The organism is Streptomyces griseochromogenes (assembly GCF_001542625.1).
GTDB lineage: Bacteria > Actinomycetota > Actinomycetes > Streptomycetales > Streptomycetaceae > Streptomyces > Streptomyces griseochromogenes.
In genome coordinates this window covers 3,912,987-3,933,495 of record NZ_CP016279.1, presented here as the reverse complement: position 1 = coordinate 3,933,495, position 20,509 = coordinate 3,912,987, and the positions used below count along the sequence as shown (strand labels likewise).

Here is a 20,509-nt window from a genome sequence, read left to right as displayed (position 1 = left end):
TACGAGCTCAGCCGCTGGCTGCGGGTTCCGACGCGGCAGGCACCTCTGTTCCAGCTCAGGGAGCGGTGTCGCCCCGCCGGTGGGCCGCGATCTCCTCCAGGCGGTCGAGGAGCCGGTCCTCGTGCTCGTCGAAGGTCTTCTGGCCGATGCGGCCCTCGATCAGTGCCCTCTCCAGCGCGGCCGGTTCACGCTCCACGGGCTCGGGGTCGTAGTACTCCCGCTCGGCGGCCTCGAGCACGCGGTCGACGACCCAGGTCACGCCCCGCACGGGCGCCAGCGGAAAAGTGAGGATGGGTCAGCAGGCCCATGAGCAGCGCCTCTCAGACGAAACTGTACGGGGGCAGCGGTCCGCGCAGCCGGAACTCGCAGTCCTCGCCCAGTTGGTTGGCCAGGCTGATCCCCGTGGCCAGGAACATTTCCTCCTCGTCATCCTGGACCAGGAAGGAGACGTTGAGGAAGTCACGGCCGCCGGGCGGCGAGACGCTTTCGTCGCGCGCGTACGGGCGCAGCGCCTCGACGACACCCGCGGCGAGCGCCTGCTGCCGTGCCTCGGCCTCCTGCGCGACCAGTTCGCCGAGCGTGAGTGACATCTCGGGGGTACCGGAGCCACCACGGGTGGCGGTGTTGAGTTCGCGGATCTCATCCGACTCCAGAAGGATCTGGCGCAACAGCGCCTCCTCCTCCCAGGAGACCTTCAGGTTGTACTCGGTGGCGCCGTCCAGGTTCTGCAGCTGTTCCTGATATTCGCCCGCGTTGTCCTCCAGGGCTCCGCGAACGGCTTCGTCGTCCTCGGCCGTCATGCCGAACCGCAGCGGGAGTACCGCTCCGTCGGCCATCAGCCGCTCCTGGACCTCCTGGTGTGCCTGGACGTCGCGGCGTCTGGGGCGCAGTTCCTCGGGCGCGTCACTGACGACCGCGCACAGCACTCCGGCGGTCACCGTGCGCAGCCGACCGGGTGGGTCGCCGACGCCATGGAGGTCGTCCAGCCGCATCGGGTGGTCCTTCGAGGTGATCGAGTAGACGTAGACGGCCATGGTCACTCCCTCTGCCGCCGGGAAGCCCTTCCGGCCGGTCGGCGACGGCGCTGCCGCCTGGGCTCCTCCTCGAACTCGGGCTCCTCCTGTTCGCCTTCCCCGTTCTGCTCGTACTCCTCTTCGTCCTCGTCCTCCTCTTCGCCGTCGCCGCCGGTCAGGGAGTCCTTGACGGCCTCGACCGCGCCGGTCAGGGCCCCCTTGGTCCTGCCCTCGGCCCCGCCCTCGGTGATCTCGCCGACCAGGTCGGTGAGCTGCGTGGGCTGCTTGCTGCCGGTTTCGAGGTCGAGGCGGTTGCACGCCTCGGCGAAGCGCAGATAGGTGTCTACGCTGGCCACGACGATGCGGGCGTCGATCTTGAGGATCTCGATGCCGACGAGGGACACGCGGACGAAGACGTCGATGACGAGGCCGCGGTCGAGGATCAGATCCAGGACGTCGTACAGGCTGCTGGTGCTTGCGCGCGAGAGGCTGCCGCTACCGCCCTGTGGCACCACAGTCATGGTGCCTCCCCATCACCACCCCCTCATGCGTATCAGTGGCGCCGGTCGATCTGGCCGCGTGTGTAGCGGCGGGTCCGCTCGTACGCCAGCAGGTCGCCCTCCTCGTCCAGCGTCACGTGGTAGGTGCCCAGCACGCTGGTGGTCTCGGGCACTCGCTCCAGTTCGAGTACCTCGACATCCGCTTCCCAGCCCTCTTCGGTCGGCTTTATTGCCGACACGGATTCGGGGACACGTCCGAGGAGTTCCTCCAGTTGCCCCGCGGCGCGGCGCATGGCCCATGCCGCCGAGTGCTTGCCGGGCTTCGTGGCCCTGCCGCTGCGGCGTGCCCGGCGTGCCGTGTCGTCACCCTGGGAGGGCCGCCTGCCACTCCCTGTGCCGTCCTTTTCTGACGCGGCCATGTTCCCAACTCCGTCGCTGGAGCGGCGCCCACCTGTCACTCAAACGTAGTATTTCACCATATACACCTTGAAAGTGCGCTGCGACGGGCTGCTGGCGGCCCCGCGCCGCCCTGCGACCGCGCGCGGCTCGCCGGAGGGAATGATCGATGAACGAAACGACGAAGATCGCTCTCGCTGCCGCAGTCGCCGGAGGCTATCTCCTCGGCCGCGCCAAGAAGGGGCGGCTCGCCTTCGGAGTGGCCACCTACCTCGCCGGGCGGCGGTTCGGCCTCGAACCCCAGCAACTGCTCACCGAAGGGCTGCGCAGGCTCCAGGAGTTGCCGCAGGTCGCCGACCTCAACGAGCAGGTACGCGGCGAGCTCAAGGATGCGGGCCGCAAGGCGCTCGCCGCCGCGGCCGACCGCAAACTCGCCGATCTCGCGGACGCCTTGCACGAACGGACCGCTCGTATCGGCAGGGAGGAGGAAGAGGAAGAGGGGGACGAGGAGGAGTACGCGCCGGAGGGCGAAGAGGAGGAGTTCGAGGACGAGGAAGCGGAACCTGAAGAGGGAGAGTACGAGGAGGAGCCTGAGGAGGCGGGGGAACCGCGGTCGAAGAGGCGTACGTCCGGGCGCAGGCACCCCGGCCGCCCGGCCGAGGAGGCCGGGGAGGAGCCGGAGGAGGAGTCCCCGAGGCGTCGTCGCGCGGCCAAGCGTCGGTCCATGCGGCCCGCGCCGCGCAAGGCACCGGCCCGCAAGTCCGCCGCCGAGAAGGCGCAGCCGGCGGAGAAGACGGCCAAGAAGAGCGCGGCACCGCCCAGGAAGACCGCTGCGAAGAAGACCGCGGCACCGGCTCGGAAGACCGCCGCGAAGAAGACCGCTGCACCGGCTCGGAAGACCGCCACGAAGAAGACCGCAGCGCCCGCAAGGAAGTCCGCGGCGAAGAAGACCGCCCCCAGGAAGACCGCGCCGAAGAAGACCGCCCCGAAGAAGACGACGGCCAAAAGGGCGTCCACACGGCGGAGGTAGGCCATGGCCAGGGCGGCACAGAAATCCGAGCGGGACGAGCTCTCCGGCCTCGACCGGTTGCGGGACGAGTTCGTCGACTACCTCGGCGCGCAGATGGAGCATCTCGCGGACGTGGCGGGGGACAAAGTCGAAGACCTCACCGACCAGTTGTTGGATGTGGCCGAGAACGGCGGGGTTCTCCCGAAAGTCGGCGCACGCGTCCTTCAAGGGGAATCGCCGCTCAAGGCTCTGCTCGGCGAGAAGGCGACGCGTATCAAAGACAGCGTGACCGAAAAGGCTTCGAGCCTGTTCGGTGGCGGCAAAGGCCGCAAGTCCGGAAATCCCAAGGTCACGACCATCATCGAGCACCTGGATGTAGGCGTCCCCGTCCGCGTCGCCTACGACCACTGGACCCGGTTCGAGAAGTTCAGCTCCTTCACCAAAGGCGTGCGCGGGGTGTCCCAGGGGGACGAGACCAGCAGCGACTGGAAGGTGAAGGTGGGGCCCTCCACCCGTTCCTGGAAGGCCACCGTGCAGGAACAGATCCCGGACGAACGGATCATGTGGACCTCGGACGGAGCCAAGGGCAGCACCCGCGGCTGCGTCAGCTTCCACGAACTGACACCCACCCTCACGCGCATCGTGCTCGTCGTCGAGTACTACCCCTCCGGCTTCTTCGAGAAGACCGGCAACCTCTGGCGCGCCCAAGGACGCCGACTGCGGCTCGACGCCAAGCATTTCCAGCGCTACGTCACGCTCTCCGACGAGGCCGCCGATGGGTGGCGCGGTGAGATCCGTGACGGCGAAGTGGTGCGCACCCACGAGGAAGCGCTGGAGGAGGAAGAGGCCGAGTACGAGGATGAGGGGCCCGGGGAAGAATTCGACGAGGAAGAGGAAGAGTCGTCGGAGGGCGAGTATCCGGAGGACGAAACGGAGGACGAGGACGAGGACGAAGGCGAGTACGAAGACGAGAAGGAGTGAGACCGGAGTGCGGCTGGGGGCGGAGCCTGCGGTCGGCAGCGCCGGGCGGCCGCGGTGCCGTGGGCGGCAACTGACCGCGGCGCGGCGGACGCCGCCCGCGTGCCGGGCCCGCGGAAGCGCGCTCCCGGGGCATGCGGGAGTCGGTGGAGGACGCCGTGGCATGGCCTCCTGGACGCCGGCCGGCTGTCGGACGACCGGGTGGTACCCGAGAACCGGTCAACCGCACCCGGCGTTCGGGGACCCCGGCACCGCGCCCTGACTCCCGCACGTGTCGACGGTTCTCCTCGGGGCAGTCGGGTGGTGCAGACCCGCGTCGGCCCCGTGGGTGCCGGACGCCCCTGGCGGCACGGGCAGGAGGGCGGCACGAGGTGCGCACCGTAGGAGTGGAGGAGGAACTCCTCCTGGTCGACCCGGACAGCGGGGAGCCGAAGGCGCTGTCGGCCGCCGTCCTCGCCCGTGCGGCTCACGACGACCCCGGACAGGACGTCTTCGAGAAGGAGTTGTTCGGGCAGATGCTGGAGTTCGCCACCCACCCGCGGTCGGAGATGGCGGCCCTCGGCGCCGAGATCGTGCGCTGCCGCGAGGAGGCCGCGCGGCACGCCGGCGAGATCGGGTGCTCGGTGGCCGCGCTCGCCACGTCCCCGCTGCCGGTCAGCCCGTCGATCAGCATGAACGAGCGCTACCAGTGGATGGCCGAGCGGTACGGGATCGCCGCCCAGGAACAACTGGTGTGTGGCTGTCATGTGCACGTGTCGGTGGAGTCCGACGAGGAGGGCGTGGCCGTGGTCGACCGACTGCGTCCATGGCTCGCCGTGCTGTGCGCGCTCAGCGCCAACTCGCCGTTCTGGCAGGGCCGGGACACCGGCTACGCCGCCTACCGCAGCCGGGTGTGGGGACGCTGGCCGTCGGCGGGACCGACCGAGCTGTTCGGGTCCGCCGAGCGGTATCACCGGCGCGTGGCGGACATGGTGGCCACCGGGGTCATCCTGGACGAGGCGATGGTGTACTTCGACGCACGCCCGTCCGCGCGTTACCCGACGGTGGAGATCCGGGTGGCGGACGTGTGCCTGCGCGCGGACACCGCCGTCCTCGTCGCCGCGCTGACCCGGGCCCTGGTGGAGACGGCGGCCCGCGAGTGGCGGGCGGGCAGACCGCCGCTCGACCACAGTGTCAGCGTGCTGAGGCTGGCCGCCTGGCAAGCCGCCCGGTCGGGCCTGGACCAAGAGCTGCTCGACCCCGCGACCATGCGGCCCCGGCCCGCCGCGGCCGTGGTGCGCTCGTTGCTGGAGCACCTCGGGGACGTGCTGGTCGAGAGCGGCGACGCGCCCCTCGTCGAAGGGGCCGTGGCCGAGCTGCTGAGCCGGGGCAACGGCGCCCGCGAACAGCGGCTGCTCATGGAACGCACGGGCAGTCTGCGGGACCTCGTCGCCGAGTGCGTACGGCGCACCCAGGGTGAGTGACCCGCTCAGAGGATCAGAACGAGGGCACGGGCGGACACACAACCGGCCGACGGAATCACCCTCGGCATGCGCCCGGCCGACCCGACGGCCTGGAGACACCGACTCTGCCGCCGGGGTCCGCGGGTCCCCGGCACCTCACTGCTCAGCGGCAAAGTGAACGTCGGCACTCCTCGCGCGTCCGTTTCACCCCGTGGAGTGGAATCCGTTACCCGCAAGGGGCGTTCAGGGCCGTGATGCGCGTATGGCTCCGTGACCACGATCGACGATAAGGCGCATGTCACGTCCCCGTCTGCGCTCTCTGGCCCGCCGCATCCTTCCCGCCGTGCTGGTCGCTCACGCCGTACTCGCCCCCGCTCACCCCGTATTCGCCGTGCCATCGGCTCACGTCTGCCGTGTGTCGGCCGGCTGCGGCTCGGTCATGGTGGGCCCTGTCTCCCAGGCGCCCCCGGACCACGGCCCCTGCACCAGCCCGGAACCCGTCGTGTGCCAGATCCGAAGCGAGACACCGCACGAGCGTGAGATCGCCCGTGGACAGCGGATGCGCTACCACGACCTGCTGGAGGACATGGAGCGCAAGGCATGCGACATGCGCGCCGAAGGCCGCTCGGAAGAAGACATCGCCCGCACCCTGGTTCAGATGCGCAACGACGCCAAGGACATCGTCCGCGCGGGCATGACGCGGGAACAGGTCGCGGAGCTGGAAGCCCGCAATCGCAAGAAGTACGGCAACCCACTGGGCCCGACGGCGGACCAGCTGTACCTCAAGTACGGCTCCTGGGAGAAGGTCGGCGAAGCCGCCACACGCTCGAACGAGGCCGTCGACCACGAACTCGGCCTGGAGTTCCGCCACTGTTCCTGCGATGTCCTCCAGGCGGCATGAGCGGCGCCCGAAGTCGCCGGAAGATCCCGGAGACGAGCCGGCTCGGCAAGAGCCGGTAGCACCGGATCCGACCTGCCCATAGGGCCGATGCACCGTCCCGGACCGGTCGTCCGCCGAGTGGCCCACGCGGAAGCGACGAGGCGTTGGGCCGCTGTCGGCGCATCATGGGAACCCGAGGATCCGTTGCCCTCTGCCTCCGACTGCTGCGCATGCCCGCCTCGCCGCTCCGACGGGCGCCGAGCGGGAGAGGCACGGACATCTCCGCGCCGGGCGCAAACGTGTCCGCCGCCCCCCTCAAGCCCGACCGCAGGGCGTCGTCACCGGCTCGCGGACAGGACCTTGTGCATGGGTCGCGGCCCCTTGCCGCCGCCGTGCGCTGCGCGCCAAGTCGACTGCGCTGATGGCCAATGACGAACACGGGGGTCCGACGGCACGCTGATTGCACGTGGCCGAGCGCGTGCCACTTCCCACGACACTGGAGAGAGGGAAAATGCGACCCAATGCTTTAGCGAGGACACTCGTCAGCGCTGCCGCCGTCGTCGGTATTGCCGCCGGGAGCCTGGCGGGCGCAAGCGCCGGCTTCGCGGCGTCCCAGCCGGCCGCCAAGCCCGCGGTGAGCGCCCCGGGTGTCTCCGTCCTCGCAACGAACAACCTCGGCCTGAACACCACCCAGGCCAAGAACTGGCAGTGCTACCTGCGTGACACCGGCTATTACAGCGGTGCGATCGACGGGCTGTTGGGCCCCGCGAGCTGGAAGGCCGCGCAGAAGCTGTTCAACGACCTCGGCTACCACGCCGGTACCCCCGACGGAATCGTCGGACCCAACACGATCAAGGCGCTGCAGCGCTTCCTGAACGACTCCGGCTACGACCTTGTCGTCGACGGTGTCGTCGGAACGAAGACCAAGGACGCGTTCCGGGCCTTCAACGCCACCGGCTGCTGATCCGGAGCGAGGTGTCGCGCGGGTCTCGTCGTCGAAGCCGCGGGCGGACTCCTGCGGCGACGATGGGCTCGAGTTCCGGGTGACAGCCGTCCCAGGCACACGGGATGCGGACGGACGCGGAGCGACCGGCCGACGCGGGCTGCGGACCTTCTCGAAGAAGGTTCTTCTCATGGCGCGGTAGTCGCTGCTCCCACGGTTTCGAGGCAACGCAGGGTCAGCGGGCCTCGGCGACGGGGATGGGAGCGCCGGGGCAGCCGCTCAGCCCGTCCGCTCCGCGCGGGTGTGCCGCTCCGAGTCGGCGCGGCACACCCGCAGTCGGACTCGCTTGCGGCTGCGAACGGATTCGGTCAGGCTCCGGGCCCCCGACTCGACGCGATCGCGTGGCACACCTCGGCGCCTCGGACGGAGCTGACGACGACGTCCTCGGCGCCCACGGCCACGGAGTGGCCCGCGGGTACGGCGAACCCAGGGAGTACGCCCCGGAGCGGGCCGTCCGTAGCCCCCAGACCCGTGTACGGACTCAACGGCGGCGCATGCGGTCGGGCACGGGGTCCGGGCGAGTGCCGATGGACCGATCGCCACCGATGAAGTACCCGGGCCCGGCCCCACCCCTCCCCATGGAGTGGGGCTTTGCTCGCCTCCCTCGACTCCATCGCGGGCTCAGCCGAACCACCGGGCAAGGGCGGTCTCGAGCGGGGTGCCGTCGGAACCGGACCAGGCGACATAGCCGTCGGGCCGGATCAGCAGGGCCTCGGCGCCCTCGACGTCCTCGTCGGTCTTCGCCGTGACGTGGTCGACCCGGTCGGACCGGGCGCCCACGGACCTCTGCCTGCCGTCGAGGGAGAGCAGCAGGCCCCGGCCGGAGTGCATCAGCCGGCTCGCCCGGGTCGGACCGTCCTCGGTGGTCAGGTCCAGGTCGATCATCCGAGGGCCGAGGCCGGGGTACTGGATGTCGAGACCGGACATCATGCCCGAGACGTGGCGGTTGGTATCGGGCAGCCGCAGCAGGTGGGTCATGAGGTCGCGGACCTCATTGACCTCCTCGTCCCGGGCGGGGTTCATGATCACGGCCTGGGCGCGGGTGTGCCGCAGTACCCGCGCGGCGACCGGGTGCCGCTCGTCGTGATAGCTGTCCAGCAGGCCTGCGGGTGCCCAGCCGCGTATCGCGGCGGCGAGCTTCCAGCCCAGGTTGACCGCGTCCTGGACGCCCAGGTTCACGCCCTGGCCGCCGATCGGCGCATGGATGTGTGCGGCGTCTCCGGCGAAGAACACCCGGCCCTTGCGGTACCGCTCGACCTGCCGCACGGCGTCGCTGAACCGGGATGCCGCGCGCAGCTCGCCCAGTTCCGTCTCCGGCCCGTACACGGCGTGGAGCACCTCGCGGACTTCGTCGGCGGCGACGGGTACCTGACGCCCCGGGCCGTCACCGGAGAGCTTGCCGAAGATCAACCGGTAGAGGTCGCCGTCGAGGGGGTGCAGGATGCTGAAGAAGCCGTCGGCGGACCTGGGGTACTCGCTGAAGTGTCCGCGCGCGGTGGGGACCGCGTCGGACCGGGACGCGAGGGTGAGGTCCGCGACTACCGCGGACATGCTGCCCGGCCTGCCGGGGAAGGGGACGCCCAGCAGCGTACGGACTGTGCTGTGTGCGCCGTCGCACGCGACGAGGTGGCTGCCGCGGATCTCTCCGACCGAGACGCCGTGCTCGTCCTGTTCGACCGCCGACACCTCGTGTCCGCGCAGCACCGGAACGCCCCGGTCGACGAGGCGCTGCTCGAGGAAGGCCTCGAGCCTGGCCTGCGGGAGGGTGACCGGATGCGGGTGGCGGGTGCGCCAAGGGCGGCAGTCCAGCTCGACGGGCAGCATGGCGAAATGCCCACCGGACGTGTTGTGGGACGGCGCGTCCGCGAGCAGGGGGTCCAGCAGCCCCCGCAGGTCGAGTACTTCGGCGGTGCGCGGCTGCAGCGCGCCCGCCCGGGACTGCGTGCTGCGCGTGCGCTGTTTTTCCAGGACCACGACCGGTACGCCGGCCAGTGTCAGCTCATGGGCCAGCATCAGCCCGGTCGGGCCTGCCCCCACCACGATGACCTCGGTTCGCATGACGCCTCCTGAAGTACACTCGATGCAAATCTGCACTCAGTCTACCAGGAGATAGACTGAGTGCATGAATCAGCCGATGGGCCTGCGGGAACGCAAGAAGGAACGCACCCGGGAGACGATCGCGGAGACGGCGATCCGTCTGTTCCTGGACAAGGGCTTCGACCGGGTGTCGATCACCGAGATCGCGGAGGCGGCGGAGGTCTCCCGGCGGACCCTCTTCACGTACTTCCCGACGAAGGAAGACCTCGTACTGCAACGGTTCGCCGACCACGAGAGCGAAGCGGCTCGCATCGTGCGCACCCGACCGGCCGGTCAGCCGCCGCTGGACGCGCTGCGAGAGGCCATGCTGAAGGCTTTGGCGCAGCGGGATCCGAACACCGGCCTGAACGACGACCCCGAGTTCATGGCCTTCCTCCGCCTGATCCTCAGCACCGAGAGTCTGGCGGCGCGGCTGATGCGCTATATGTCACGCGGGATCGACGCACTGGCCGAAGCACTCCGGGAGGCCGGTGCCGATCCGCTCGTCGCGCGCCTCGTGGCCTGCCAGGTGATCGTGGTGCAGCGGGAACTGGCCGAGCTGAACCACGCGTGCCTGACGGGCGGCGAGTCCGCCGACGCCCGCTACCCGGAGGCCGTGCGAGCGGCCCAGCAGGCGTTCGACCTCCTGCGCGACGGCCTGGGGCCCCGCGGCTAGGCGCTTCGTTCCGATCCCCCGGTCGGCGGCACACGGCCGACGACAGCCGGCCTCGGGCCGGCTACGGGACGTGGCTCCCCAACTCATCCGCAAGAGTGGTCTGCACGTGGGTCATGGCTTCTTGGCGCCGCGGGCGAGAGCCCTCTCGACCCGTGAGCAGCCGTCGGGCACAGGCGACGGCTCATTCTTGATCGTCATGCTTCGAGCCTGCCACAGAGCTCACCGTCCCCGGTGAGACAGCTCCACATCGCCGGTGCGGCTCGGCCTGCCGGCGGCCGCCTCACTCGGAGCCGTAGTACAGCCGCAGGAATTCCTCCATCGCCGCGTCGACGCCGGCGCGGTCACCGGTGGCGAGCAGGTCGAGCAGCAGACCGCGGACGGTGGCGAGCCCCAGTCTGGCGCGGTTCCTGGCTGTGGCAGGATCCGCCCCGGCGGCCGTCTCGGCGGCGACGAGCGGCTCCAGCCAGTCCGTCACCAGGCCTTCGAGGACCGGGACGGCCTCGGGGCGGCCCCGCAGCGCCTGCCCACAGATCTCGAAGAAGAGCCGCTCCTGACCGGCCAGCCCCGGGTCCGTCAACTGCCGCCACAGCACTCGCGCGACGTCGGCGGGTGAGCGGCCGGGCTCCTGGCGGAGCCGGGAGAGCAGGTCACGCTGGCGCCGTTCCGACGTCCGGACGATCTCGACGAGCAGCTGCTCCTTGGAGCCGAAATAGTGGATCAGCATGCGGTGACTGACGCCGATCGCGGCGCCCAGGCGGCGCAGGCTCAGGTCCGCGATGCCGTGTGCCGCGACGTGATCGACGGCCGCGTCCACCAGCTGGGCGCGCCGGTCACCGTGGGCGGCCTCGCCCTTGGCCTGCGAGTCGTCCGTATGCACCGCGTCCTTCACCACGTCGCGAGTGTACCAATTGGTACATCCCGCATGTACCGTGTGGTACATGAAGTCTGTCACCGTGTCGACCGACGTACCGCAGACGCCCGAGCAGGTCTACGACTTCCTCGATGTCATGGCTCACCACGAGCGATTCACCAACCACTTTCTGAGCGACTGGAGATACAGCGGCCCCGGCCGCGGCATCGGATCGGGGGCCACGGTCACCGCCTCGCTGGGCGGCACGAAGACCGACGTCACCATAGAGGTCGTCGAGGCCGAATCACCGCGGCGCATCGTGGAACGCAACGTCGGCGCGGCCGGCCGGCGCCTGGCCCACGGCACCTACACCATCGATCCGCTGCCGACCGGTGGGAGCCGCGTCTCGTTCACCTACGCCTGGGCGCGCGCCCCTCTCACCGACCGCCTGCTGGCACCCGCCGTCCGGGCCACGATGCGGCGCGCCAACCGCAAGGTCATGCGGCGCCTGGCGGCCGATCTGTCCGGGCATGCGTCCGCTGCCGGCTCCTGATGGCGGTACATCTCGGTCAAGGGCGTTTCCGTGGCCCGGCGGACGGGAGATGCTCGAACCACGGAACGGCGAGGGAGAACGCGACCAGGCCGACATGAGGGAGAGGACGAGTGACGCAGATCCCCGGCGCGGAACAGAGCGTGCCGCACAGCGGATTCACTCCCGAAGAGGTCGCTCAGGCGCGCCTTGACACCCCGGGATGCACCGAGGTCGCGCACTTCAACAACGCGGGCGCCGCCCTGATGCCCCGCCAGGTCCTCGACGCGTCGGTACGCCACCTTCGCCTGGAGGCCGCCATGGGCGGTTACGAGGCGGCCGCCCATGCCGCTGAGGCCATCGGGTCGGTGTACGGCTCCGCGGCGCGGTTGCTGGGCTGCGACCGCGACGAGATTGCTCTGGTCGACAACGCCACCCGGGCCTGGGACATGGCCTTCCACGGCATCGGATTCCGCCCGGGGGACCGCGTCCTGACCAGCATGGCCGAGTACGGCAGCAACTTCATCGCCTACTTGCGGATCGCCGAGCGGGACGACGTCCGGATCGAGGTCGTTCCCGACGACGAGCACGGACAGATCTCGGTGGACGCCCTGCGCGAGGCGATGGACGAGCGAGTACGGCTCGTCTCGGTGACCCATGTCCCGACCAACGGGGGCTTGGTGAACCCCGCCGCCGAGGTGGGCAAGGTCGCCCGCGAGGCGGGTGTGCTGTATCTGCTGGACGCCTGCCAGTCGGTGGGCCAGCTCGCGGTCGACGTACGGGACATCGGCTGCGACATGCTCTCCACCACCGGCCGCAAGTACCTGCGCGGTCCACGCGGAACCGGACTGCTCTACGTCCGCAGAGAGGCACTCGACCGAATCGTTCCCCCGGCGCTCGATCTGCGCGGCGCGACCTGGACCGCGCCCGACCGGTACGAAATGCGGCCGGACGCACGCCGGTTCGAGACCTGGGAAGCCAACTACGCCGCACGACTCGGCCTCGGCGCCGCCATCGACCACGCGCTGGAGTGGGGCCTGCCGAAGATCCAGGGCCGGGTGACCTGGCTGGCCGAGACGCTCCGGGAGCGGCTCGGCGCGATCCCCGGCGTCCGCCTGCGCGATCTGGGGATACGGCGGTGCGGCATCACCACCTTCACCCTGGACGGGGTGACGGCCGATCAGATCGCGTCGGTGTCGGCCGCCCAAAGGGTCAACGTCAGTGTGTCCCGGACGACCTCGACCCGGTTGGACATGGAACGGCGCGGCCTCGAAGAGGTCGTCAGGGCGTCCGTGCACTACTACAACACGGAGGAGGAGATCACCGCCCTGGTCCGTGCCGTGCGGAGCTGCGCCCGCGCGGGTACGTGAAGGCTTTCCGGCACCCCCTGGTGGATAATTGCCAAATTCCAAGGCATGCCAGTAAATTTCGGACAACCGCTTCGAGATGTCACCGGCAGACGGGGCCACAGGATGAGCACGGACGACCGCGTCGCGGTGACGACCGGGATCGCACGACTGCACGCGTCGCCCGGGCTCGCCGGGCCCGGCCGGCTCGGCCTGGTGACCAACCACACCGGGGTCCTCCCCGACCTGCGCCCGGCCGCGCCCGCGCTGATCGAGGCCGGCGCGCGGCTGGTCGCCCTGTTCGGTCCCGAGCACGGGCTGTACGGGACCGGTCAGGCCGGCGCGAGCGAGGCCGCGCGGACGGACCCCACCACCGGCCTGCCCGTCCACGACACCTACCGGTGCAGCGGCGAGCGCCTCGACCGGTTGCTGCTCGACAGCGGCGTCGACGCCCTGGTGTACGACCTACAGGACATCGGGGCCAGGTTCTACACCTATGTGTGGACCATGTTCGACCTGATGGCCTCGGCGGCCCGTACGGGCGTACGGTTCGTGGTCGCCGACCGGCCGAATCCCCTCGGCGGTCTCGTCAGCGAGGGCCCGCTGCTCGACCCGGCCTGGGCCAGCTTCGTCGGGCGTGCCCCGATACCCGTCCGGCACGGCCTCACCTGCGGCGAACTGGCCCGGCATCTCAACGCCTCGGCCGTTCCCCAAGTGGCGGGCAGAGCCGCCGACTTGACGGTCATCGAGGCCATCGGCTGGCAACGGGCCATGGCCGCCGAGGCGACCGGCCTGCCGTGGATCGCACCCTCGCCGAACATCCCGACGCCCGCCACCGCCACCGTCTACCCCGGCGCCTGCCTGTTCGAGGGCACGAACCTCTCGGAGGGCCGCGGCACCACGCAGCCCTTCGAGATCGCCGGGGCCCCGTACATCGACGCGCGGCTCGCCCCCTCGCTCGCCGAACTCGCCCTGCCCGGAGTGCACTTCCGTGATCTGCGGTACGTACCGACCTTCCACAAACACGCCGGACGGCCGCTGCGCGGAGTCCAGCTCCACATCACCGACCGCGAGGCGTTCGCCCCCGTACGTACCGCTGTCGCGATGCTCGCCACGCTGCGGCGGCTGTACCCGGACGACTTCGCCTGGTGCACCGCGGACGGCGGCGCGGAGGGGACCGGCCACCGCCACTTCATCGATCTGCTGTGGGGGTCCGACCGGTTGCGGCGCGCCGTCGACGCGGGCGACGACCCGCTGCCGCTGTGCGATCCGCCGGCGCCGCCCGGCCGGTGGGCCGGCGACGGCGTGCTGCTCTACCCCTGAGACCTCCTGCCCCACCGCCGCGATCTGCCGCTTCGCCCCGGACGGGAGCGGACGGCCGTGACAGCGGTCCGGTTCGGCCGCGCCTCGCGAGCGACGTCCGACGCGGCCCGCGACCTGCGCATGGAAGGACGACCCCGTCGATGACCGACCGCACGGCGACATACCGGACCGGGATCCGCGGCTTTCGCGCGGGCGACGGCCGGCACGTGGTGGAGGCGTGGCGCCGGAGTGCGCCGGCCGACCCGATCACCCCGGACCGCTTCCGCTCCCTGGTGCTGCTCGACGCCAACTTCGATCCGGAGGGACTGCGGGTCGCCGTCGAGGGCGGCCGTGTCGTCGGCGCGGCCTACGCGGTGCGCCGTCTGACGCCGGTGACCGGCACCGACCTGGAACCGGGGCAGGGCTGGATCCCGTTCTTCTTCGTCGACCCCGCCGCCCGCGGGCACGGCCTCGGCCGCCGGCTGCTGACCGACGCCCTCGACTGGCTGCACGGCCACGGCCGTACCCGGGTGGACTTCTCCTCGTACACCCCGAACTACATCCTCCCCGGCCTGGACGCCGGGGCGTACCCGGAGGCGGCAGGACTCCTGGAGTCGCTGGGCTTTCGCACCCTGTACGAGGCGGCGGCGATGGATCGTGGCCTGGTCGGCTACCGCTTCCCGGCGGATGTCGCGTGCCGCCTGGACGAACTGAGGGCGCAGGGCCACCGGTTCGTCACCCCGTCCGACGACGACCTGGTGGAGCTTGTCGCGCTCGCCGGGAACCACTTCAACCCGGACTGGGCGCGCGCGATCCGGGAGTGTCTGGCCGCGGGCACACCGCTGGACCGGATCGTCGTCGCCCGGAACCCTTCGGGCCGCCTGGTCGGCTGGGCGATGCACGGTGCGTACGAGTCGGTGGACGAGCGGTTCGGGCCGTTCGGTGTGCTGGAGGAGACGCGCGGCACCGGATTGGGCAAGGTCCTGCTCCACCTGGTCCTGGAGCGGATGCGGGCGCGCGGTGCGCACTCGGCGTGGTTCCTGTGGACCGGCGAGCGGTCCGCGGCGGGCCACCTGTACCGCAAGGCCGGTTTCACCACGACCCGGGTGTTCCGTGTGATGCGCCGGGAGGCCGCCCGATGACGGCGGCACGCCGCACCGGAGGCCCGAGCCGCCGTCACTTCGTGCTCGCGCTCCCCTCGGCGCTGCTCGCCTCCGGATGCGCCGCCCCGCACCAGGGCTCCGGGCGGCCCGGTGATCCGATCGTCCTCACCCTGCTCTCCCACTACGCGAGCGGGGAGCTCAAGTCGGCCCTGCAGGGCCCGGTCGACGAGTGGAACGCCACGCACGACCGGGTCAAGGTGCGCACCAAGGCCGTCGAGTTCACCGACCTGCTGACCACGTTCATGGTCCGGCAGGCGGCGGGCCAGGGCGCCGACATCCTCCACCCGTACTGCCTGTGGAACGGCCAGCTCGTCCGGGCCGGAGTCCTGCGGCCCGCCCCGTCCGAGTGCGCCGAGGAGATCAGGCGCGGCTACGGCGAGGCCGCGGTCGGCGCCGCGTCGGTGGCCGGCAAGGTCTACGGCTACCCCACCGAGGTGCAGACGTACGCCCTCTACTACAACAAGCGGCTGCTGCGCGAGGCCGGCGTCGACGGTCCTCCACGCACCTGGCGGGAGCTGGAGGAAGCCGCCCACCGGACCGCCGAGCGGGACCCGTACGGCAACACGCTGGTCCAGGGGTTCGGCCTTTCGACCTACGACGACTCCACCACGGTCGGCCAGACGCTCGCCCTGCTCAACGCGGCCGGCGGAAGCTTCGTCTCCGCGGACGGCAGGAGCACCGCCATCGACTCCCGGGCGGGCCGGGCCGTGTTCGAGCTGGAGCACCGCCTCGTGGCCGAAGGCGCGAGCGCCCCCGGCGTCAACGTCTACAAGGCGTTCCCGTCCGGGCAGGTGGCCATGGTGATCAGTGCCGGCTGGTGGACCGGGAGCCTGAAGGCCGTGATGGGCAAGGACTACCGCGACGTCGGTGTCGCGCCCGTACCCGTCCCCGAGACGCACGACCGGCGCGCCACGCTCTCCACCGGCTTCATGCTGGGAGTCAACACGACCAGCGAACACCCGGGCGAGGCCTGGGAGTTCCTGCGCTGGCTCAACACCGAGAGGGTGCGTGTGAAGGGCGCGACGGCGACCCGGATGAGCTCCCTACAGGTGTCGGTCGGCTCCCTGACCGGCCGCGCCGACGACATGCGGACGCTGCTGCGGCAGGGCGGCGATCCGAATCTGCGCCCGTTCCTGGACGCGCTGGCATACGCGGTGCCGGAGCCGAACGTGCCGGGCGCCCAGCAGGCCAAGTCGCTGCTGCGCAAGAACATCGAGGCGTTGTGGACCGGGCAGCAGTCGGTCGACCAGGCACTTCGCACCACCCGTCGTCAGGTTGATCAGGAGGTGTCGCGCACATGGTGAACGCCCTGGTGCCGGAGACCGCCGAGCGGGCGGCGCGCAGGCCGCCATCCGCCGGGCGCGCCGTCGACGGCGTCGGCCGGACCCGGCGCCGCCAGGTCGTCGTCGCCTATCTCTTCCTGGCACCCACGCTGCTGTTCTTCGCGGTCTTCCTGATCCTGCCGCTCGGCTTCGCGCTGCTGCTGTCGATGTCCCGCTGGGCCGGGTTCGACCTCGGTGACATCCATCCGGTCGGCCTGGACAACTTCACCGGCCTCTTCGCGGACGGATCGACGTTCCTGGCGCCGATCCTCACCAACACCCTGCTGTTCGCCCTGGGCACCGTGGCCCTCGCGCTCACCGGCTCCGTGCTCGTCGCCACCTGCATCGACAAGCTGCGGTTCCAGGGACTGTGGCGCACCCTGTACTTCCTGCCGATCGTCACGACCGTCGTCGCCGTCGGCAATGTGTGGAAGTACATGTACGAGCCGGGCGGCCTCGTCAACGGTGTCCTCAACGCCCTCGGGATCGGCTCGGTGGCGTTCCTGCAGGACCCGGACACCGCACTGCCCGCCGTGGTGGTCGTCCAGGCCTGGGCCTCGGTCGGCTCGGCGATCCTCATCCTGACCGCCGGGCTGAAGTCCGTCCCCGAGTCGTACTACGAGGCCGCCGCGCTCGACGGTGCCGGGCCCGTCACCGTCTTCTTCAGGATCACGCTGCCGCTGCTGCGGCCGTCCCTGCTGTTCGTGTGCATCACCCAGTTCCTCACCGGTCTGCAGTCGTTCGCGCTGATCATCGTGATGACCAAGGGCGGGCCGGGCGACGCGACCGATGTGGCCGCGCTGGAGATGTACCGGCAGGCGTTCTCGTACGGCGACTGGGGCACGGCGAGCGCCGCCGCCTTCGTGCTGTTCGTGGTGGTCCTCGTGGTCACCCTGCTGCAGTTGTGGATCTTCCGGCGCAAGGGGGAGGACACATGAACCGCCGCCGCTTCCCGTGGCTGTCATATCTGCTGGTGGTGACCGGCGCCGTGCTCACGGTGGTGCCGTTCCTCGACATGGTGATGACGTCCTTCAAGGGGCCCGGCGAGGCCGGCACGCTGCCGTACCGGTTCCTGCCCAAGGCCTTCGACCTCTCCAACTACCGGGCCGCGATCCACCAGCTCGATCTGCCGGTGCTCTTCCGCAACAGCGTCATCGCCACCGGCGTGATCACCGCATCGGTGCTGCTCACGTCGTCGCTCGCCGGCTACGCGCTCGCCAAACTCCGTTTCCCGGGCCGGGACTTCGTCTTCCGCCTGGTCCTGTCGACGATGATGTTCCCCCCGTTCCTCTTCTTCATCCCGCACTTCCTGATCCTGGTGCACTGGCCGCTGGCGGGCGGCAACGACCTGTTCGGGCGCGGCGGCGCGGGTCTGACCGTCAGCATCGTGGCGCTCGCCATGCCGTTCCTCGTCAACGGCTTCGGGATCTTCCTGATGCGCCAGTTCATGGTCTCCATCCCGGACGAGATCCTGGAGGCCGCGCGCATCGACGGGGCAGGCGAGTTCTCCCTGTGGTGGCGGATCGTGGTGCCGCAGACCAAGCCGGTCGTGGTGACGCTAGGGCTGCTGACCTTCGTCGACGCCTGGAACGAGTACATCTGGGCACTGCTCGTCTCGACCGCCGACCCGGACGTGATGACCCTGCCCGTCGGCGTCCAGCTCCTGCAGGACTATGTCGACCCGACCCGCACGATGCCCATCGTCATGGCCGGCCTCGTCCTGAGCATCCTGCCGGTCCTGATCCTCTTTCTGCTGCTCCAGAAGTACTACATCCGCGGCGTGATGCTCAGCGGCCTCAAGTGAAGTGAGGTGCTGACGCCCGCGGCGGGCCTCGTCGCCCGAGCGCTCATTGTCACAGGCATGCGCTTCAATGCCTGCCATGGACGAGCAGAGCGAGCGGAACCGACCGCACGAACAACGAGAACTCCTTGCGGCTGTCCATCGCCTGGCCTGGCCGGGCACGGGTGATCTGCAGTGTGAAGAGGCCGGACACCCGGCGGGCCATGTGTGTCTGCCCGCGCCCCCGGACCGGACCGGCCTCTCCACCCTCCAGAAGGCGCTGAGCGGACGCTACGGGCGGGCGCGCAACCTCGCGACGGACGGATACGCGGATCCGACCGTGACCGGGCGAACGGGGCTGCCGCTCCTGGCTCCCTTCGGCGAACGGCTCGTCGAGATGCGTGCGTGGGCGCACGGGGGCCGGTGGATCGGCTGCGGCACCGCCCGTTTCGACGACGGCATAAGGCTCGTGGTGCTGGTCGCGGAGGGGCAGGACCCGGCGGCGGAGGTACCGGAGGGATCCTCCTGGCTGGACGGGATCGTCGCCGTCACGGGATGGGGCGTCTCCAGCGCGCGTACGGTCGACTGGGCGCAGGCCGAGGCCCGGATCGGCACCGCTCTTCCCGGTGACTACAAACACCTCGTCGAACTGTTCGGGGAAGGCGCCTTCGACGAATACCTCCGGATTCACGTACCCGGCGCCGGCTTCAAGGGCTCCGACATCGTCCGGCACACCGAGTGGCTGAGCGAGTGGGAGACCGTCAGCCGGAGCGGCCTGTGGGAGCCGTACGAGCTGTACCCGGCCCCCGGCGGGCTGCTGCAGTGGGCGAGCAGCGAGCAGGCCGACCAATTCTTCTGGCTCACCGACTGCGCCGACCCCGACCGGTGGCCCATCCTCATCACGGAAGACATCCCTGATTCCTGGGTGCGCTTCGACGGTACGACCACCGAGTTCGTCTACCGCATGCTCACCGACCGGCAGCACCCTTTCTCCTTGGCCCGCCACTTCGACAGCCACTGGTTCGAGAGTCACGGCACGCGGCCGCGGCCGTAGAGGGGGCGGGCCCTTCCAGCAGGGTCAGCGGGAGGTGGCCGCGACGGTGACGTCGGGCGTCGGCTCGTGCGTGGCCATCTGCGCCGGGGCCGCCTCGGTGAGCGTGCAGACCCCGTCCGCACACGCGCGTTCCAGACGGCCTCGGGAGATGGTCTGGGCCAGGCCGATCATCCAGCAGGTGGGGCAGCCACGGAGGGCGACCAGGCCCAGGGGGGCCGCCAGCAGGGCGAGCGGGCCGGCGAACGGAACCAGGGCGATCGATCCGATGATCAGCCCGAAGCCGATGACGCCGCGCGCCACATGGCGCGGGACGGACTTGCCGGCGAAGGTCGTTTCGGGCGCCGGGTCCTTCGTGTTCATCGTGGGCCATGCGGTGTTCACGCTCACGGTCCTCCTCCGACTGGTCGACCGACTGCTCGATCGGATGTTTGATCTGGTGTGGGGCCGGGCGCTTGGCCCGACGCTTGTTCCGGCGCCTGATCGGTCTGTGCCAGTGAATGGCGCAGTGCCGCGCGGGCTCTGTGGAGCCGCGATTTCATCGCGGAGTTGCTCAGCCCGAGCGACCGGGCGACGACATGGCCGGGCAGGCCCTGGACGTCCCGCATGATCAGGACCTGGCGCTGGTCGTGGGGAAGGCCGCTGACCGCGGCCGCGATCCGCTCCGCCTCCAGCCTGCGCAGCACCGCGTCCTCGGCCGAAGGCTGCGCGCCCGCCTCCGGCTCGGCCGCGGCTTCGTCGCTGCGCGAGACGAACAGCCGTGCCTGCCGCAGGCATTCGTTGCGGACGATCCGGAACATCCATGAGGCGAGGGCTCCGGTGGCGCGCAGGGTGCCGATCTTCCGGTAGAGGATGATCAGCGCCTCCTGCGCAGCGTCCTCCGCGTCCTGCGGCGAGGCGCACAGCGTCAAGGCGAACTTGCGTACATGGGGCTGCGATTCCATGACGACGGTGGTGAGCGAAGTGACGTCGCCGTTCTGGGCGGCCTTGATCAGCCGCTCGTCCGGCCAGCGGAAGCGTCGGTTCATGTGTCCTACTCGTACCCGGAAGGTGCCACGTGCGCAGGCATCCGGTCAGCCTCGGCTCTTCCTGCGCCGCATCAGGTGCACGCTGCACGCGCACACGAGCAGCGCGCCGACCACGACGATGCCAAGGATCATGGTGTTTCCTCCTGTTGTCCGCCGGCCCGAACG

At 70.3% G+C, this 20,509-nt stretch carries 22 protein-coding genes; 14 read left to right on the top strand and 8 right to left on the bottom strand.

Annotated elements, in window-relative coordinates; genetic code table 11:
- Nucleotides 1–55: 55 nt before the first annotated feature.
- From AVL59_RS16665 to AVL59_RS16650, 4 genes are read right to left on the bottom strand one after another with little or no spacing between them, the layout of a single operon-like run.
- Nucleotides 56–268 carry a gas vesicle protein GvpG gene (locus tag AVL59_RS16665; RefSeq protein ID WP_308281853.1) on the bottom strand — a complete coding sequence of 71 codons (213 nt, stop codon included), beginning with the start codon at nt 266–268 and terminating at the stop codon, nt 56–58.
- 52 nt (nt 269–320) lie between these two features.
- Complete coding sequence (locus tag AVL59_RS16660) at nt 321–1,034, bottom strand: GvpL/GvpF family gas vesicle protein (protein ID WP_067304828.1); 714 nt, start codon at nt 1,032–1,034, stop codon at nt 321–323.
- Nucleotides 1,035–1,036: 2 nt separating this feature from the next.
- On the bottom strand, nt 1,037–1,534 hold the full coding sequence (locus AVL59_RS16655; protein ID WP_067304825.1) for a gas vesicle structural protein GvpA: 498 nt from the start codon (nt 1,532–1,534) through the stop codon (nt 1,037–1,039).
- Between the two features lie 32 nt (nt 1,535–1,566).
- Complete coding sequence (locus AVL59_RS16650; protein ID WP_067304823.1) at nt 1,567–1,932, bottom strand: gas vesicle protein GvpO; 366 nt, start codon at nt 1,930–1,932, stop codon at nt 1,567–1,569.
- A 146-nt stretch (nt 1,933–2,078) separates the two neighbouring features.
- On the opposite strand from AVL59_RS16650, the gene AVL59_RS16645 reads away from it, so the two are divergent.
- From AVL59_RS16645 to AVL59_RS16625, 5 genes are all read left to right on the top strand, one after another.
- Nucleotides 2,079–2,939, top strand: coding sequence for a hypothetical protein (locus AVL59_RS16645; protein ID WP_067304820.1), 861 nt, complete (start codon nt 2,079–2,081; stop codon nt 2,937–2,939).
- Between the two features lie 3 nt (nt 2,940–2,942).
- Nucleotides 2,943–3,899 (top strand): SRPBCC family protein, encoded by a 957-nt coding sequence (locus tag AVL59_RS16640; protein WP_067304817.1) that lies wholly within the window; start codon nt 2,943–2,945, stop codon nt 3,897–3,899.
- Nucleotides 3,900–4,267: 368 nt separating this feature from the next.
- Nucleotides 4,268–5,359 carry a glutamate--cysteine ligase 2 gene (locus tag AVL59_RS16635; protein WP_067304814.1) on the top strand — a complete coding sequence of 364 codons (1,092 nt, stop codon included), beginning with the start codon at nt 4,268–4,270 and terminating at the stop codon, nt 5,357–5,359.
- Between the two features lie 274 nt (nt 5,360–5,633).
- Complete coding sequence (locus AVL59_RS16630) at nt 5,634–6,239, top strand: hypothetical protein (protein ID WP_067304812.1); 606 nt, start codon at nt 5,634–5,636, stop codon at nt 6,237–6,239.
- A gap of 490 nt (nt 6,240–6,729) precedes the next feature.
- Complete coding sequence (locus AVL59_RS16625) at nt 6,730–7,182, top strand: peptidoglycan-binding domain-containing protein (protein WP_067304809.1); 453 nt, start codon at nt 6,730–6,732, stop codon at nt 7,180–7,182.
- A 660-nt stretch (nt 7,183–7,842) separates the two neighbouring features.
- On the opposite strand, the gene AVL59_RS16620 is transcribed toward AVL59_RS16625, so the two are convergent.
- Nucleotides 7,843–9,279 carry an FAD-dependent monooxygenase gene (locus tag AVL59_RS16620; RefSeq protein ID WP_067304806.1) on the bottom strand — a complete coding sequence of 479 codons (1,437 nt, stop codon included), beginning with the start codon at nt 9,277–9,279 and terminating at the stop codon, nt 7,843–7,845.
- A 64-nt stretch (nt 9,280–9,343) separates the two neighbouring features.
- Between AVL59_RS16620 and AVL59_RS16615 the strand changes: the two genes are divergently transcribed.
- Nucleotides 9,344–9,973 (top strand): TetR family transcriptional regulator, encoded by a 630-nt coding sequence (locus tag AVL59_RS16615; protein WP_067304803.1) that lies wholly within the window; start codon nt 9,344–9,346, stop codon nt 9,971–9,973.
- Nucleotides 9,974–10,253: 280 nt separating this feature from the next.
- On the opposite strand, the gene AVL59_RS16610 is transcribed toward AVL59_RS16615, so the two are convergent.
- Entirely contained in the window at nt 10,254–10,865 is a 612-nt protein-coding gene (locus tag AVL59_RS16610; protein WP_237281518.1) for a TetR/AcrR family transcriptional regulator, read from the bottom strand.
- Nucleotides 10,866–10,911: 46 nt separating this feature from the next.
- Here AVL59_RS16610 and AVL59_RS16605 point away from each other — a divergent pair, with 46 nt between their 5' ends.
- The 8 genes from AVL59_RS16605 (at nt 10,912) to AVL59_RS16570 (ending at nt 19,319) form a co-directional block, all read left to right on the top strand.
- Nucleotides 10,912–11,376, top strand: a complete 465-nt coding sequence (locus AVL59_RS16605; RefSeq protein ID WP_067304801.1) for an SRPBCC family protein — start codon at nt 10,912–10,914, stop codon at nt 11,374–11,376.
- Nucleotides 11,377–11,486: 110 nt separating this feature from the next.
- On the top strand, nt 11,487–12,722 hold the full coding sequence (locus AVL59_RS16600) for an aminotransferase class V-fold PLP-dependent enzyme (RefSeq protein ID WP_079146731.1): 1,236 nt from the start codon (nt 11,487–11,489) through the stop codon (nt 12,720–12,722).
- A gap of 102 nt (nt 12,723–12,824) precedes the next feature.
- On the top strand, nt 12,825–14,021 hold the full coding sequence (locus AVL59_RS16595; protein ID WP_067304798.1) for an exo-beta-N-acetylmuramidase NamZ family protein: 1,197 nt from the start codon (nt 12,825–12,827) through the stop codon (nt 14,019–14,021).
- A 140-nt stretch (nt 14,022–14,161) separates the two neighbouring features.
- A complete protein-coding gene (locus AVL59_RS16590) occupies nt 14,162–15,142 on the top strand; it encodes a GNAT family N-acetyltransferase (protein WP_067304795.1) in 981 nt (326 codons plus the stop codon).
- Nucleotides 15,139–16,467, top strand: coding sequence for an ABC transporter substrate-binding protein (locus tag AVL59_RS16585; protein ID WP_067304793.1), 1,329 nt, complete (start codon nt 15,139–15,141; stop codon nt 16,465–16,467). The genes AVL59_RS16590 and AVL59_RS16585 overlap by 4 nt, the downstream gene beginning before the upstream one ends.
- Nucleotides 16,461–17,423: a carbohydrate ABC transporter permease gene (locus AVL59_RS16580; protein ID WP_067304790.1), complete on the top strand. Its 963-nt coding sequence runs from the start codon at nt 16,461–16,463 to the stop codon at nt 17,421–17,423. Before AVL59_RS16585 ends, AVL59_RS16580 begins: the two co-directional genes overlap by 7 nt.
- Entirely contained in the window at nt 17,420–18,289 is an 870-nt protein-coding gene (locus AVL59_RS16575; protein WP_067304789.1) for a carbohydrate ABC transporter permease, read from the top strand. The genes AVL59_RS16580 and AVL59_RS16575 overlap by 4 nt, the downstream gene beginning before the upstream one ends.
- Nucleotides 18,290–18,365: 76 nt before the next feature.
- A complete protein-coding gene (locus AVL59_RS16570) occupies nt 18,366–19,319 on the top strand; it encodes an SMI1/KNR4 family protein (protein ID WP_067304786.1) in 954 nt (317 codons plus the stop codon).
- A 24-nt stretch (nt 19,320–19,343) separates the two neighbouring features.
- Here the strand turns inward: AVL59_RS16570 and AVL59_RS16565 are convergent, their stop codons facing one another.
- Both AVL59_RS16565 and AVL59_RS16560 read right to left on the bottom strand, forming a co-directional pair.
- Nucleotides 19,344–19,679, bottom strand: a complete 336-nt coding sequence (locus AVL59_RS16565; RefSeq protein WP_067317360.1) for a hypothetical protein — start codon at nt 19,677–19,679, stop codon at nt 19,344–19,346.
- 23 nt (nt 19,680–19,702) lie between these two features.
- On the bottom strand, nt 19,703–20,344 hold the full coding sequence (locus AVL59_RS16560) for an RNA polymerase sigma factor (RefSeq protein WP_067304783.1): 642 nt from the start codon (nt 20,342–20,344) through the stop codon (nt 19,703–19,705).
- Nucleotides 20,345–20,509 lie beyond the last annotated feature (165 nt).

Coding starts and splice junctions, on each gene's coding strand:
- AVL59_RS16615 (WP_067304803.1), top strand. CDS start 9,344: ATGAATCAGCCGATGGGCCTGCGGGAACGCAAGAAGGAACGCACCCGG.
- AVL59_RS16650 (WP_067304823.1), bottom strand. CDS start 1,932: ATGGCCGCGTCAGAAAAGGACGGCACAGGGAGTGGCAGGCGGCCCTCC.
- AVL59_RS16605 (WP_067304801.1), top strand. CDS start 10,912: ATGAAGTCTGTCACCGTGTCGACCGACGTACCGCAGACGCCCGAGCAG.
- AVL59_RS16645 (WP_067304820.1), top strand. CDS start 2,079: ATGAACGAAACGACGAAGATCGCTCTCGCTGCCGCAGTCGCCGGAGGC.
- AVL59_RS16625 (WP_067304809.1), top strand. CDS start 6,730: ATGCGACCCAATGCTTTAGCGAGGACACTCGTCAGCGCTGCCGCCGTC.
- AVL59_RS16560 (WP_067304783.1), bottom strand. CDS start 20,344: ATGAACCGACGCTTCCGCTGGCCGGACGAGCGGCTGATCAAGGCCGCC.
- AVL59_RS16570 (WP_067304786.1), top strand. CDS start 18,366: ATGGACGAGCAGAGCGAGCGGAACCGACCGCACGAACAACGAGAACTC.
- AVL59_RS16660 (WP_067304828.1), bottom strand. CDS start 1,034: ATGGCCGTCTACGTCTACTCGATCACCTCGAAGGACCACCCGATGCGG.
- AVL59_RS16630 (WP_067304812.1), top strand. CDS start 5,634: ATGTCACGTCCCCGTCTGCGCTCTCTGGCCCGCCGCATCCTTCCCGCC.
- AVL59_RS16655 (WP_067304825.1), bottom strand. CDS start 1,534: ATGACTGTGGTGCCACAGGGCGGTAGCGGCAGCCTCTCGCGCGCAAGC.
- AVL59_RS16565 (WP_067317360.1), bottom strand. CDS start 19,679: ATGAACACGAAGGACCCGGCGCCCGAAACGACCTTCGCCGGCAAGTCC.
- AVL59_RS16575 (WP_067304789.1), top strand. CDS start 17,420: ATGAACCGCCGCCGCTTCCCGTGGCTGTCATATCTGCTGGTGGTGACC.
- AVL59_RS16580 (WP_067304790.1), top strand. CDS start 16,461: ATGGTGAACGCCCTGGTGCCGGAGACCGCCGAGCGGGCGGCGCGCAGG.
- AVL59_RS16595 (WP_067304798.1), top strand. CDS start 12,825: ATGAGCACGGACGACCGCGTCGCGGTGACGACCGGGATCGCACGACTG.
- AVL59_RS16585 (WP_067304793.1), top strand. CDS start 15,139: ATGACGGCGGCACGCCGCACCGGAGGCCCGAGCCGCCGTCACTTCGTG.
- AVL59_RS16620 (WP_067304806.1), bottom strand. CDS start 9,279: ATGCGAACCGAGGTCATCGTGGTGGGGGCAGGCCCGACCGGGCTGATG.
- AVL59_RS16640 (WP_067304817.1), top strand. CDS start 2,943: ATGGCCAGGGCGGCACAGAAATCCGAGCGGGACGAGCTCTCCGGCCTC.
- AVL59_RS16590 (WP_067304795.1), top strand. CDS start 14,162: ATGACCGACCGCACGGCGACATACCGGACCGGGATCCGCGGCTTTCGC.